General features: G+C 65.4%; 16 protein-coding genes. 5 read left to right on the forward strand and 11 right to left on the reverse strand.

What is annotated here, in order from left to right:
* Positions 1 to 19: 19 nt before the first annotated feature.
* Genes VH499_RS11300 through VH499_RS11310 form a run of 3 tightly spaced genes read right to left on the reverse strand, consistent with a single transcriptional unit; the run spans position 20 to position 2845 of the window.
* Positions 20 to 817, reverse strand: coding sequence for an ABC transporter permease (locus VH499_RS11300; RefSeq protein WP_332052831.1), 798 nt, complete (start codon positions 815 to 817; stop codon positions 20 to 22).
* Positions 814 to 1587, reverse strand: a complete 774-nt coding sequence (locus tag VH499_RS11305) for an ABC transporter ATP-binding protein (protein WP_332052832.1) — start codon at positions 1585 to 1587, stop codon at positions 814 to 816. Before VH499_RS11305 ends, VH499_RS11300 begins: the two co-directional genes overlap by 4 nt.
* A gap of 31 nt (positions 1588 to 1618) precedes the next feature.
* Complete coding sequence (locus VH499_RS11310; protein ID WP_332052833.1) at positions 1619 to 2845, reverse strand: pyridoxal phosphate-dependent aminotransferase; 1227 nt, start codon at positions 2843 to 2845, stop codon at positions 1619 to 1621.
* 112 nt (positions 2846 to 2957) lie between these two features.
* Between VH499_RS11310 and bamE the strand changes: the two genes are divergently transcribed.
* Positions 2958 to 3245, forward strand: coding sequence for an outer membrane protein assembly factor BamE domain-containing protein (gene bamE / locus VH499_RS11315; protein WP_332052834.1), 288 nt, complete (start codon positions 2958 to 2960; stop codon positions 3243 to 3245).
* Between the two features lie 6 nt (positions 3246 to 3251).
* A complete protein-coding gene (locus tag VH499_RS11320; RefSeq protein ID WP_332052835.1) occupies positions 3252 to 3887 on the forward strand; it encodes an isochorismatase family protein in 636 nt (211 codons plus the stop codon).
* A 5-nt stretch (positions 3888 to 3892) separates the two neighbouring features.
* Here the strand turns inward: VH499_RS11320 and VH499_RS11325 are convergent, their stop codons facing one another.
* On the reverse strand, positions 3893 to 4387 hold the full coding sequence (locus VH499_RS11325; RefSeq protein ID WP_332052836.1) for a hypothetical protein: 495 nt from the start codon (positions 4385 to 4387) through the stop codon (positions 3893 to 3895).
* A gap of 183 nt (positions 4388 to 4570) precedes the next feature.
* Here VH499_RS11325 and VH499_RS11330 point away from each other — a divergent pair, with 183 nt between their 5' ends.
* A complete protein-coding gene (locus VH499_RS11330; protein WP_332052837.1) occupies positions 4571 to 5137 on the forward strand; it encodes an NnrU family protein in 567 nt (188 codons plus the stop codon).
* 8 nt (positions 5138 to 5145) lie between these two features.
* Here VH499_RS11330 and VH499_RS11335 read toward each other — a convergent pair whose 3' ends face one another.
* The 3 genes from VH499_RS11335 to VH499_RS11345 form a co-directional block, all read right to left on the reverse strand.
* Positions 5146 to 6081, reverse strand: coding sequence for a hypothetical protein (locus tag VH499_RS11335; protein WP_332052838.1), 936 nt, complete (start codon positions 6079 to 6081; stop codon positions 5146 to 5148).
* Positions 6082 to 6190: 109 nt separating this feature from the next.
* Positions 6191 to 6661 carry a hypothetical protein gene (locus VH499_RS11340; protein WP_332052839.1) on the reverse strand — a complete coding sequence of 157 codons (471 nt, stop codon included), beginning with the start codon at positions 6659 to 6661 and terminating at the stop codon, positions 6191 to 6193.
* A gap of 52 nt (positions 6662 to 6713) precedes the next feature.
* Positions 6714 to 7853 (reverse strand): alpha/beta hydrolase, encoded by a 1140-nt coding sequence (locus VH499_RS11345; protein ID WP_332052840.1) that lies wholly within the window; start codon positions 7851 to 7853, stop codon positions 6714 to 6716.
* Between the two features lie 372 nt (positions 7854 to 8225).
* Between VH499_RS11345 and VH499_RS11350 the strand changes: the two genes are divergently transcribed.
* Entirely contained in the window at positions 8226 to 8552 is a 327-nt protein-coding gene (locus VH499_RS11350; protein WP_332052841.1) for an antibiotic biosynthesis monooxygenase family protein, read from the forward strand.
* 17 nt (positions 8553 to 8569) lie between these two features.
* On the opposite strand, the gene VH499_RS11355 is transcribed toward VH499_RS11350, so the two are convergent.
* From VH499_RS11355 to VH499_RS11370, 4 genes are all read right to left on the reverse strand, one after another.
* Positions 8570 to 9031, reverse strand: coding sequence for a YeeE/YedE family protein (locus VH499_RS11355; protein ID WP_332052842.1), 462 nt, complete (start codon positions 9029 to 9031; stop codon positions 8570 to 8572).
* Positions 9032 to 9034: 3 nt separating this feature from the next.
* Positions 9035 to 9460 (reverse strand): YeeE/YedE family protein, encoded by a 426-nt coding sequence (locus tag VH499_RS11360; RefSeq protein WP_332052843.1) that lies wholly within the window; start codon positions 9458 to 9460, stop codon positions 9035 to 9037.
* Positions 9461 to 9642: 182 nt separating this feature from the next.
* A complete protein-coding gene (locus tag VH499_RS11365; protein ID WP_332052844.1) occupies positions 9643 to 10737 on the reverse strand; it encodes an LLM class flavin-dependent oxidoreductase in 1095 nt (364 codons plus the stop codon).
* 123 nt (positions 10738 to 10860) lie between these two features.
* A complete protein-coding gene (locus VH499_RS11370; RefSeq protein ID WP_332052845.1) occupies positions 10861 to 11310 on the reverse strand; it encodes a cupin domain-containing protein in 450 nt (149 codons plus the stop codon).
* 320 nt (positions 11311 to 11630) lie between these two features.
* On the opposite strand from VH499_RS11370, the gene VH499_RS11375 reads away from it, so the two are divergent.
* Positions 11631 to 13238, forward strand: coding sequence for a phosphoenolpyruvate carboxykinase (locus VH499_RS11375; RefSeq protein WP_332052846.1), 1608 nt, complete (start codon positions 11631 to 11633; stop codon positions 13236 to 13238).
* The last annotated feature ends 1 nt before the right edge of the window (position 13239 follow it).

Raw genomic sequence — 13239 nt, forward strand, 5'->3', positions numbered from 1 at the left:
CGCCCGCCACTCTAGCGAACTACTCGCCCTGGCTCAGCAGGCTGCCGGCGCGGCGTGAGGCGCGGAAGAACCAGAGGAAGATCTGGAAGCCGACGACCAGATAGACCACGGACAAGGCGAAGGCGAAGCCCAGGAGGTGCCAGAGCACCGCCTTTTGCAACAGGATCGACCGCATGCCCTCGAACACGTAGGACGTCGGCAAGATGTAGGCAAAGGGCTGCAGCCAATGCGGGAGAACAGAAATCGGGTAGTAGACGCCGCTGATCGGCATCAGGATGAAGACGGCGGCCCAGGCGAAGCTTTCCGCACTCTGTCCGACGCGCATGATCATGCCCGACATCGCAAGGCCGATCGACCAGGAGAACATCTGCAGAATGAGGAAGAACGCGATGAGCGGGACGCCGAGGGAATAGATCGAGAAGCCGAAGAAGGCCCAAGCCATCAACGATACCGGGATCAGGCCGAGCAAGGTGCGCAAAAGGGCGGTGATGATGATGCCGGTCGCCATCTCCCACGACCGGATCGGACTCACGAAGAGGTGGCCGAGATTGCGCGACCACATCTCTTCGAGGAAGGCGATGGAAAGCGAGAGATTGCCGCGCACCACCACTTCCCACAGCAGCAAGCCCGACAGCAGTACCCCCGCCGCCTGGGCTACAAACGAGGACTGTGGCAGCAGGAACTGGGTCATGAACCCCCACATGACCATCTGTACGGCGGGCCAATAGATCGAATCGACCAAGCGCATCACCGAGCTGCGCCAGATATGGATGTGGCGCAGAACCAGAGCATAGATACGACTGATGGAGCCGTTCATTTTGCCGCCTCGTTCTTGCGCAGAGATTCGAGCCCGCGGCCGCGGCCGCGCGCCATATCGAGAAAAACCTGTTCCATGTCCTCGCGGCCGAAGCGCTCGATCAGTTCGCGCGGGCTGCCGCGGTCGAACATCCGGCCCGACTGCAGCAGGACCACGTCGTCGCACAACCGCTCGACCTCGGACATGTTGTGCGAGGCGAGAAGGATCGTGGCACGGGTGTCCGCCTGATAGTCCTTGAGATAGGTACGCACCCAGTCGGCCGTATCGGGGTCGAGCGACGCGGTCGGCTCGTCGAGCAACAGCACGTCGGGCTTGTTGATCAGCGCCTTGGCGAGCGCCACGCGCGTCTTCTGCCCGGCCGAAAGCTTGCCGGTCTGGCGATCGAGGAACTGCGCCACCTGCATGTGCTCGGCGATCTCCTCGATGCGCCGGCCCAGCGCCACAACGCCATAGAGCCGGCCATAGAACTGGAGGTTCTGGCGCACGGTCAGCCGGTGTGGCAGGTCGACGTAAGGCGACGAGAAGTTCATGCGCGGCAGCGCCGCGTAGCGATGGCGGCGCATGTCGACACCAAGCACGTGGATTTCGCCGGCCGTCGGCTCGAGGAGCCCGAGCAGCATCGCTATCGTCGTCGTCTTGCCCGCACCATTGCCGCCCAGAAGGCCCAGCACGGCGCCGCGCGGCACAGTGAAGGTCAGGTTGTCGACGGCGACGACCTCGCCATAGACCTTGCGCAGATGCCGAACATCGATGGAAGGGGATGCGAGCATCTTTCATCCAGCACCAGAGCCCCGGGCGCCGCTACGCGCCGCTCGAGGCACGGGCCTTCGCCGCTGCCTCGATGCGGTCGAGGCCTTTGCTGAGGCGCTCGGCGCTCGACGCGAAGCAGAGCCGGATATTGCCCTGCCCGCCCGGGCCGAACGCCTCGCCCGGCGCCAGGCCGACCTTGTAGTTCTTCGCGAGCTTCTTGCAGAAGGCGAGCGTGTCCTTGACGCCGTCGATACTGAAGAAGGCGTAGAACGCCGCCTCGGGCCGGGCGATGGTGACAGCCGGCAGGGCCGACAGCCGCTGGAACACCAGCTCGCGACCGGCCTGGCAACGCTCCACCATCTCGATGATGAAGGAGTCGCCCTTCTCGAGCGCCGCGATCGCACCGCGCTGCAGGAAGGCCGGCAGGCCCGACGTATTGATCTGTACCAGCTTGGCGAACTGATCGCCCAGCGCCGAGGGATGGGTGAGCCAGCCGATGCGCCAGCCCGTCATCGCCCACGGCTTGGAAAAGCTGTTGAGCACGATGAGCGGATCGTCCGGCCGTGCGAGCTCGAGGAACGAAGGCGCCACCTGCCGTCCGTCAGCCCGTCGCACATAGGTGAGCCGCGCATAGACCTCGTCGGCCATGATCCAGAGGCGACGCCTTCGGGCAAAGTCGAGCACCGCGCCCTGCTCGTCGGATGTCATCATCCAGCCGGTCGGATTGCCCGGTGAATTGACGAAGATCGCGCGTGTGCGATCGTCGACCGTGTCGAACAGCCGCTGCAGGTCGAGCTTCCAGCCGCCGCCGGCGATGCGGTCGAGCGCCACGTACTTGGGCTCGCCGTGCACCAGCTTCACCGCCGAGGTGATGTTGGGCCAGATCGGCGACACGATGACGACGTTGTCACCCGGATCGAGCAGGAGCTGGCAAGCGAGCAGGATTGCCTGCATGCCGCCGGTCGTGACGCTGATGCGATCGACCGGGCACTCGACACCGTAGATTCGCCCGGTATAGGCCGAAAGCGCCGCGCGAAGCTCGGGCACGCCGCGTTGCCAGGTGTAGAAGGTTTCGCCCGCCTGCAGGCCGCGGGCGGCGGCGGCGCGGATGAAGTCCGGCGTGACGAGATCGCTCTCGCCGAACCACAGCGGCACCACGTCGGGATCGCCGAACACGGACATGGCTACTTCGGCAATCGGCGTCTCGGGAAGCCCGGCGATGGCGCCGCTCAGCCCGGCACCAAGGCCGGGCGACGAGAAACGGGAGTCGGTCAGCATGATTGGACCTAGCCCATCGGCCGGCTTTCCGCCACCCGGCCGGCCCTGACTATTCTTGGCGGGCAGGCCAAGTCTGGCTTATCGTCTTTGTCTATCGTTTGGAGTTCACCCGATGGAGCGCTCCGCTCTTGCCCTGCTGATCGCCTTGTTCGCTGCCGGCTGTGTCCACGGCTCGGGCATGGATCAGGTGCATGCCGGCATGACGCGCGAACAGGTGTCGGCCGCGATCGGCCCGCCCGACCTGACGACCAACACCGCTGGCCGGGAATGCGCCCGATATACCGTGCTGAAGGACTTCTGGAGTCGCGTCCCGTGGGACATGTCCGACCCCTATTACGTCTGCTACACCGACGGCAAGGTGGATACCTTCGGACGGGCCACTGTCGCACATCCGAGTTGAGCGAAGATGTCAGACGACTACCAACGGCGCAGCTACGGCGCCATCCCGGTCGGCACCGGCCAGAAGCCGGGCGTCGTCGTGGTCGATTTCCAGCTCGGCTTCACCGATGCGCAATACCCGCTGGGCGGCGCACCGCTGGTGATGCGCGCGCTCGAGAACACAGCAAGACTGCTCGAAGTCGCGCGCCGGCATGGCGTGCCGGTGGCGGTCTGCAACACTGCCTACCTCAACGAACGTGAGATGCCCTACTGGAAGATCACGGCGGTGCGGGAGACTTTCCTGCACAGCCATCCCAGCACCAGGCTCGATCCGCGCATCCATGATCCTGCTTACGACCTGCAGGTAACCAAGAAAGGCCCTTCGATCTTCTTCGAAACCGGCGTCGCCAACTATTTCACCAAAGAGCGGGTCGACACCGTGATCGTCACGGGCTGCAATACGTCCGGCTGCATCCGCGGCACCGCGCTCGACAGCTTCAGCCTGCGCTATCGCACCTTGGTGCCCGAGGATTGCGTCGGCGACATCGAAGAGCAGCCGCACCGCGACAACCTGCGCGATATCGGCCGGCGCTATGTCGATGTCGTCGACCTCGCCTTCTGCACCGACTTCATTGAACGCTGGGCTCGGCGCAACAGCGGCTGACGGACCTAGAAAGATCCGGGCTGCGGCCGGTCCAAGGAAGCCGAGATGCCACCGCCGCACGATCTGCGCGGCACGTTGATGGCGACCACGCGGCCAGCCTTCCGGAAACAACCCTTGTGCCAGACGCCGGCGAACAGCTCGCCGGCAATGCTCGCCGTGCCAAAACCCTGCGGCCGATCGTTGGCGTACGAGCCTTCATAGCGATCGGTCGCGTTCCAGTCGTAGCGGCCGAAGCCTTCGCGGCGATTGTTGACGTAGGTCCCCTCGAAACGGTCGATCCGCTGGCCGTGCTCGAACCATTGGAGGACGCCGTAACCCTGCTTCTGCCCGTGTGGACAGACGCCGCTCCAGATCGCCCTGTCGTTGGGGTCGGGATGCCAGTCCCACATTCGGCAGCCCGTTTCCGTATCGAGCAGCCACGTCCCTTGCTCGCACGGCGAGACCCAACTTATCTGGACTGAATCGGGTTCGTCGTAGGGGCAATCGGTGTCCAGGATCACGGCACGTTCCTGGGCCCCGGCCGCGAGCGGAAACGCGGCGAGTACCAAAGCCGAAATATATGTCGAGAACCGCATATGCCCCTCGCCCGCCCTTGGGCGGACTTGCATAAATAACGCTGACTGCTGCAAAAGGTTGCGACAATCCTGGGTCAGGGACCGGTCATCGGAATATCGGAGCCGTTCATGGTGTTGCTGATCGTCGGTCTCGTAGTCTTCCTGGGCATCCATACCCTCACGACCTTGCGAGGACCGCGCGCGGCGCTGATGGAGCGGCTGGGCGAAGGCGGCTACAAAGGTCTCTACTCCGTTGTTGCTGCGGTCGGTCTGGCCCTGATCATCTGGGGATTTAGCCGCTATCGTGACAGCGGCTACGTCCAGATCTGGAGCCCGCCGGAAGAGCTGCGGCCGGTCACGTTCGTGCTGATGTGGCTAGCCTTCGTCGCCCTCGCCGCCGCCTACAGCCCGGCCGGCAAGATAAAGGGCACGCTGCGCCATCCCATGCTGGTGGCGGTCAAGGCCTGGGCGCTGGCGCACCTTCTGGCAAACGGCGATCTCGGCGCGCTGGTTCTTTTCGGCGCTTTCCTTGCCTGGGCCGTCTACGACCGGATCGCCGTCAAGCGCCGCGGCGATACCGGTGCACGGACCATGGAGGTCACCTGGGGTGACGGTATGGCGCTCGGAATCGGCACCGCCGTCTTTGTCGCGATGTTCTGGCTCCATCCCTTGCTGTTCGGCCTGCCAATCGTCTGACGGCCCCGCTACGGCGCCGGCGTGACACGGTGGACGGCAAGGCGGGGCCCATACCGCAGTCGCCCGTCCCGCAGGCCGCCGCCTTCCAGCGCCGCCAGGCTGCTTGCGAAGGCGCCAAACAACAGCGAGCCTGCCAGCCACAGGGCGAAGTTGCGCGCCGCACGCCGCGCCGCCTCGGCCGCCGCCCTCATCCGCTCCGTCGCCTCGGAGACCCGCTGATTCGCCTCGGTCGGATTAAGACCGGTATAGGCGGTCACGATCTGGGCCATATAGGTCCGGTCCTCGGCTGCAAGCCCGTGCGTGTCAGTGGGGTCACGGCTCGGAAGGCTCTGCGACAGCAACCTGCCAAGCATCGTCCGCGTCTCGACCAGCGCCGGACCCCCGAGAATCACAGGACGGACCTGAGCTGCTTCACCAGACGTGCCGGGGGCGGGCGCCGTGCCCGCCGGGGCGGCTGGCGGGCTGAGCTGCGGCCGCAGCAGGCGATCGACGTAGGACGCCGCATCCAAGCTCTGCCCCGCCTGGCCAGCCGCATTCACCGCGAGGGCCGATCCGACCATTGCGGTTGCCGCCGGACCAAGCACGGCGGCGCTCAGCACCGTCGCGAACGCCCAGGCGAGCAGGCCGTGCGCCGTATCCCGGAAATAGACCTCATGCTCTTCGATGCCGAGCCAGCGTCGGCGCAAACGGCCCGCCAGATAGCCGCCGATCGCCGAGGCGATGATGGTCGCGAGCAGCAGATAGATGCCCGCCCCCAACGCGGCGTGAGTCGTGGTCAGGCCCGGATGACTCCAGGGGGAGACGACCGAAAGGCCGATACCCGCGCCGAGCGCCAGCAAAAAGAGCATGAGAGCTGCGGCCGCCAAGCCACCGGCAATGACGGCTGCCCACGATACGATCGACAAAGAAGCATCCTTGATGGTCACATCGGTCGTGGCGGCCATAGGCTTCTCCGTGGTTTGTCGGGGGAAAACGCCAACGGTGACGGGGAGTTCCGCAAGGCCATGGGCTATTGCCGTCAACCCGCTCCACGAGTGGCGAGGTGACGTCGCCTCAGGCGGCTCGCGCGGACGCTTCGGTCAGGCAGCGGTCGAGATAGGCGAGCATGTTTGCGACTTCCGCCTTGACGTCGCGCTTGAAATGATGCGCTGCGACCCCGTCCTCGTGCATGTACCAGTCGATCTCCCGCATGGTGAGATAGACCCGCGCGACGCCGACAGCGAGCACCTCGCGCAGTTCCGCACGCCCCGGTTCCGCCAGCGCGGCCGCATGCTTCGTCTCCTCGTGGCAGATCGCCTCCAGGAATGGTTCGATGTAATTGCTCTCCCACATGGCCTGACGCGGCGCGCCATCCATCGAGGCAGGCGCAAAGGACAGCGGACTGCCGTCGAAGCGCTTCAAGTCCAGGCCGTCGGTATCCATGTACGCCCAGGGCCGCACCTGGTCCCAGATCAGCGCGAAGAAGCGCTGGCGCAGGCGGTGGCGCTCGGCCGGATCGAGCGACAGGACGGGTTGGCGAGCCATGTGCCCTTATCGCCGTCGCGGCGGCGTTCGTCCACCTTGCCGAGCGAGAGGACTACGCCCTGCCATCCGAGATCTTCCCCAGGATCGGAAGCAAATACTTCCGGAACTGCGCCGGATTCTCACTCATAGGGAAATGGCCGAGTCCCTCCATCACCTTGAACGAGGTGGCCTTCACGATCTCGGCGAGCTCGGCCGTGAGCGCAGGAGTTGCGGAGATGTCGTACTCGCCCGTCAGCAGATGCAACGGGCAGCGCCTGGTATCGAGGCCGGCCAGCGGGCTGTTCCGCAAGTCGCCGTCGGTGAAATAGTAATGTAGGTCGCCGAGGAAGACGCCTGGTCCGCCTTGCATGTAGTGCCACAGCGTTTCCCACTTCTCTGCCTCGGGCGAGGTCGGCGCGATCAGGCAGGCAACCGAGCCCGCCGCCGCCTCCTGTCCGTGCACGTCGGGCCGATGCAGCACGCCGAGATCGCGCAGCCGCGTGTCGGCGCCGGGATCGGCATGGGTGGCCGACTGCAGGCCGATCGCGGCCCGGAAATAGTCGCCATGGCGCAACGCCAGATGCAGCACGGCGCGGCCGCCGATCGAGCAGCCCATCACCACCGGGCGCTCGAGCCCGAGTGCGCGACAGACGGCCATCACCGTATCGACATAGAGATCGGTCGTGAGCCGGTAGCGCTCGCGCTCGAAGCCCGGCGGCGGCGAGCTCTTGCCGTGCCACGGCAGATCGAAGGCGATGACGCGAAAGCGCGCGGTGATCTCGTGGTCGTTCAACAACGCGCGATACTGGCGCCCGTCGGCCCCGGCGGTATGCAGGCAGACCAGCGGGATGCCGTGCCCGGCCTCCTCGAAATAGATGCGATGCGGCCGGCCGTTGAGATCGAGCCGCAGATACCGCCCGACGATTTCCTCGATCATGGGCGCGCCAGACTCTTTCGGACCGCGAGCATCCTGCTCGCTCTTCGCCCTCAACGACGCGAACAGCTGCTCGAGAAACAGCAGATGCCGCCCGAACTCCAGCACATCGCCCTCGACCCGCAGATGCCCCATGCGGACCATGGCGACGATGCTCTGGTACCCCACCGCCGGCACCGGCTTGGCAAACTCCTCCCACGCCTCGGGACTTGCGGCGAGGGTGAAGGCAGCGTCGGAGGAGGCGCCCGGGGTGACGGTGAGGCCGTCGGCGATCCGCACTGCCAGACTTTCCCTGCCATTGCGAACCGCGAAGCACCAGGAACCCAAATGACTCAAGGCCGAATTGCCTCTGAACGCCTGAACCAACGGGTCAAATTTCACGATCGGCCCTTCCCGCAGGAATTCTCCTACCTGAATGAATCGCTCCGAATCGATACAAGATCTGCTTCGACATTCTGAATGCCATCAATGCCATTGAAACAGGCAACATTGGAAGGAATTCAAGGTCGAACATCTGCTGTGAGCAGGGCTCGAATGGCCCAAATGAGGTAAACCGCTTGTCATTTTGCGTTAGTCCTGGCTGGCATGGAACCGTCGGACTGATGACTCGGTTCTTGGCATAGCGCTTCAATAGGCACGCGAGGTCGACCCATGCCACAGATCCGAACCGGCAATCAGCCCGTCACCCAGATCACGATCATCGAGGCCGAGCCGGACAAGCAGGCGGAGGCTCTGTCGGTGATGACCGAGCGCGCCCGCTTCATGGCGGGCCAACCGGGCTTCGTGTCGATCAGCCTCCACCGCAGTCTCGATGGGCGGCGCATCGTCAACTACATCCAGTGGAGCAGTCGCGAGCAGTTGCAGGCGGCTCACAAGTCGCCGCAGTTCCGCAAGGAGTGGGATCGCTTCGGCCGGACGACGGACGAGATCGATCCGCACCTTTACGAGGTCTGCGAGATCATGGACGGCGGCCGGTAGCCCGGCGAGGGACCGGCTCAGCCGTCCGAAGCCGCGAACGTGGCGTCGGCGCGCGCCTTTGCCACGTCAATGCGCGACTGCCACCAGCCCTGCAGAGCCATGCCGCCGCTCATCGCGAGGACGAACAGGATCACGCGCGGCGACAGAGTAGCGAGGTTCTCGATCGCCGGTCCAGGGCAAAGCCCGACGAGGCCCCAGCCGATGCCGAACAGGATCGCACCCACGACCAGCGGACGGTCGATGTCCTTGCGTGTGGGCCAGAGATGGCGCGCGGCGAACACGGGCGCGCTGGCGCGGCGCGCGAGCGCGAAGCCGGGCACCGAGATCAGAAGGGCGCCGCCCATGACGAACGCGAGCGTCGGGTCCCACCGGCCCAAGATATCGAGGAAGCCCAGCACCTTCGCCGGTTGCACCATGCCGGAGATCAGGAGGCCCGCGCCGAAGATCAGGCCACATACCAGGCTGGCGACGGCGGTCATGGCTCAGCCTCCGATGGCGTGGCGGGCGATCGCGACGGTGATCACGGCAGCGGCCATGAAGATCGCGGTCGCGACCAGCGAGCGCAGCGACAAGCGTGCAATTCCGCAGACGCTGTGGCCCGACGTGCAGCCGCCACCAAGCCTTGTGCCGAAGCCCACCAGTAACCCCGCGGCCACGATCACGAACCAGCTCGCGGGCATGTCCGGCACACGCGACGGTCGGCCCATCGCAGCGAAGATCAGCGGCACGCCGATCAGGCCCGCGAAAAAGGCGATGCGCCAGGCCTTGTCGCCGCCGCCCACCGACAGCAAGCCGCCCGCAATGCCGCTGATCCCGGCAATGCGACCGGTCAGAACCATCAGGAGCACGGAGGCGATCCCGATCAGGACGCCACCCAGCAATGCCGACAGCGGATCGAATGGAGCCATGGCCTTCCCTCCCGGGCCTTTTCGCCGGCTGGGAGCGTAGCGCATCGTGCGGGCCGGCGCCTCGGGCCTGCCCGAGGGGCGGGCGAGAAAATGAGAAAATGGCTCGAAGTGCCCGTACCATCGGCACCGGAGGTTTCTCACACCGTGCAAACCCGTGAGCAATCGGGGCCTTCCGGACGCCCCTACTCTGCTGCCCTGGCTGTCGCCGTGGGACCCCAGGACTTCAGCACCGGCAGCACCTCCTTGGCAAAGAGTCTCAGGCCGCGCTCGGAGACTTCGTAGGGCGTGCCGCCGAAGCGGAAGGCGATGTTCAGTTCGAAGTCGCCCAAAAGTCCACGCCGCGCCTCGAGGCCGCGCAGGATCTTGTCGGGCGTGCCCCAGCTTGCCGCTTGCATGAAGCCCGCCACCGCACCATCGAGGCCGCTCTTGCGGGCGATCTCGGCCTTCTGCTGATAGGCATCGTAGCCCTTCACCGTCCTGAAGTGCTCGCCCAGGAACTCGTAGTGGTGGAAGTTGCTCTCCACGAACTTGCCCTGGTACTGGCGCGCCTCCTCCTCGGTCTTCGCGAGGTCGCTGCCGCAGACGCAGAACTCGGTCAGCATGAGGCGCGGCGGCTCGGTGCCGTGGTACCTGCGGTGCAGCTCCCGCCCGCGCTCGATGACCGGCAACCGCATGTCCCACGGCCGGTCGGCGAACATCACCTGGTGCGCGCCGAGCTTGGCGGCCGAATCGACCGAGTCCTCGCTCGAGGCCACGGCGTAGATGCGGCCGTCGAATGAATATTTCGGCCGCGGCCGGATCTCGGTGCGCGGCTGCTTGTAGTATCTTCCGTTGCCCTCGATGAAGCCGGTGCGCAGCGCTTCGACGATCATGGGCGCCGCCTCGTCGAAGCGGGCGCGCGACTCGTCCATGGCGGCGCGAAACGCCGCGAACTCCCGCCGCGCCAGTCCGCGGCCCATGCCGAAACGCAGCCGGCCCTTGCTCAGAAGGTCGATCACCGAGGCGTTCTCGGCCACCCGCAGCGGATCGTGCCAGGGCAGGATCACCGCCGCGGTGCCGACATCGATGTTCGGGCAGAGCGCGGTCAGGTGCGCCATCAGCGCGAGATTGTCCGGCACGAAGGAATAGTCGTTGAAGTGATGCTCGGCCGACCACAGGCAGTCGAACCCCGAATCCGCCGCGATGCGGGCGAGCCGGATCTCCTCGTTCCAGACGCGATCGTCGGGGCAGTGCTCCCAGCCGTAGCTGGCGAACACCATCATCATGCCAACATCCATGACGTCCTCCGCGCCTCGTTCGTGCCTATGGCTCGCGACGAAATGCTTTCACGGACAGCCGGCGGCTACAAGGTCGCCTCTTGCGCGGCGAGCGACGCGCCCGCGGCCCACGACACCATGAAGCTACTCCGCCGCCTGCTTGGCCTGCGCCTCCTGCTGCATCTGTAGTATCTGTTCCCAGCCGCGATAGCCGGTGAAACTGTCCTTGTCGAAGAACAGCACCGGCCCGTCGCAGAAGAAGAGATATTCGGTATCCTCCAGCGCTTCGGTGGCACCGTGCACCATGCCGTTCGTCTCGTGCAGGAAGTCGCCCGGCCCGTAGACGTTGTTTCGCACCTTGAGCCTGCCCGAGAGCACGAAGGCAAAAGCGGCGCTCAGATGTTTGTGCGGCGGTGCGACATAGCCCTTCTTCCATTTCAGCAGCACCGCCCACCGGCCCGACTCCTGGCCGACCCACAGGATCTTGGTCCAGGCCTGGCCGGGTCTGCTCTCGATCCACGGAATCTCGGCCGAGCGGGTAATGGAATCGGCCAGCTCGCTGTTGAGCGGGCGAATATCCTGCGGCAACGCCATCTGATCCTCCCTTCGCTCGTTGTGAAGCGATCATGCCATTGCGGACGCGCCAGCGACGCCCCCGCCCCAAATTGATCACGCCCGGCTGCCTTGCCGCAAATCCGATGACGCCCAAAATTGCGGCTTCGCGGCATGCCGCCCGGATTGCGAAATGTGACGCATTTGAACGACGGATTGCCCCTCACGCGCTCTTGCCACCTCTTGCCGCCAGCGGTAGCGAATCGCCGGACGACAAGGCGGGGAAACGCTCAGGCAATCGGACCGGTCCCTAGAGGGACCCGTCAACTCTCTTTCATGAAACAAGACGCAGGGAGCTGAACGTGCAGCAGACGGGCTTCATCATCCCCAGGGCGGGACTCAAGTCGTTGGGGCTGAAAAACCTCGCGAACGTCCACTGGAACCTGTCGGTACCGTCCCTCTATGAGGAAGCGGTGCGCCGGCATGAAGGCTCAATCGCCAATGGCGGCGCGCTGGTGGTGCGCACCGGCGTGCACACCGGCCGCTCGCCCAACGACAAGTTTTTCGTCGAGGATGCGCAAACAAAGGGCCGCATCGACTGGGGCAAGACCAACAAGCCGATGGCGCCCGAGCGTTATCGTGCGCTCTACAACCGCATGACGGCCTATGCCCAGCGCCGCGAGCTGTTCGCACGCGACTGCTGGGCCGGCGCCGATCCCGAGCATCGCATCGGCGTGCGCGTCGTGACGGAGACCGCCTGGCACAATCTGTTCGCCCGCAACATGTTCCTGCGGCCAAGGTCGGAGGAATTGCCCGATTTCAACCCCGACTTCACCATCCTGAACCTGCCGGGCTTCCAGGCCGATCCGGCACTCGACGGCACGGCGTCGGACTGCGCCGTGCTCGTCAATTTCAGCGACCGGGTCGTGGCGATCTGCGGCACCTGGTACGCGGGCGAGATCAAGAAATCGGTATTCACCCTCCTGAATTACCTCCTGCCGGACAAGAACGTGCTGCCCATGCATGCGTCGGCCAACGTGGGGCCGAAGGGCGATGTCGCGGTCTTCTTCGGACTGAGCGGAACCGGCAAGACGACCTTGTCGGCCGATGCCTCGCGTACGCTGCTCGGCGACGACGAACACGGTTGGGGAGAGACCAGCCTGTTCAACTTCGAGGGCGGCTGCTACGCCAAGGTGATCAAGCTCAGCCGCCAGGCCGAGCCCGAGATCTATGCCACCACAGAGCGCTTCGGCACGGTGCTCGAGAACGTCGTGCACGATCCGGCAAGCGGCGCGCTCGATCTGGATGATGGGCGGTATACCGAGAACACGCGTGCCTGCTACCCGCTCGACTTCATCCCCAATGCGAGCGAATCGGGCATCACCGGCACACCGGAGAACATCATCATGCTGACGGCCGATGCGTTCGGCGTGTTGCCGCCGATCTCGCGACTCAGCCCCGAGCAGGCGATGTATCACTTCCTGTCGGGCTATACGGCGCGCGTGGCCGGCACCGAGAAGGGCGTGACCGAGCCGCAGGCCACGTTTTCGACCTGCTTCGGCGCACCCTTCATGCCGCGCCATCCGACGATCTACGCCAAGATGCTGGGCGAGAAGATGGCGCGCCAGAACGTGAAGTGCTGGCTGGTGAACACCGGCTGGTCGGGTGGTGGCTTCGGCGTCGGCGAGCGCATGTCGATCCGGCACACGCGCGCCATGGTGCGGGCGGCGCTCGACGGCACTCTTGCGTCCGTCGCCTCCTCGCCCGATCCGCACTTCGGCCTGCAGGTCCCGAGCGCCTGTCCCGACGTGCCCGGCGACGTGCTCAACCCGCGCAACACCTGGCGGGACAAGAAGGCCTACGAGCGCGCCGCCCGCGACGTCGCACATCGCTTCGAGAAGAACTTCCAGCAGTTCGAAAGTCATGTCGACAGCAAGGTGAAGCAGGCTGCCATTCACGCGGCGGCCTGAA

This window comes from Reyranella sp. (assembly GCF_036558665.1).
Lineage (GTDB): Bacteria > Pseudomonadota > Alphaproteobacteria > Reyranellales > Reyranellaceae > Reyranella.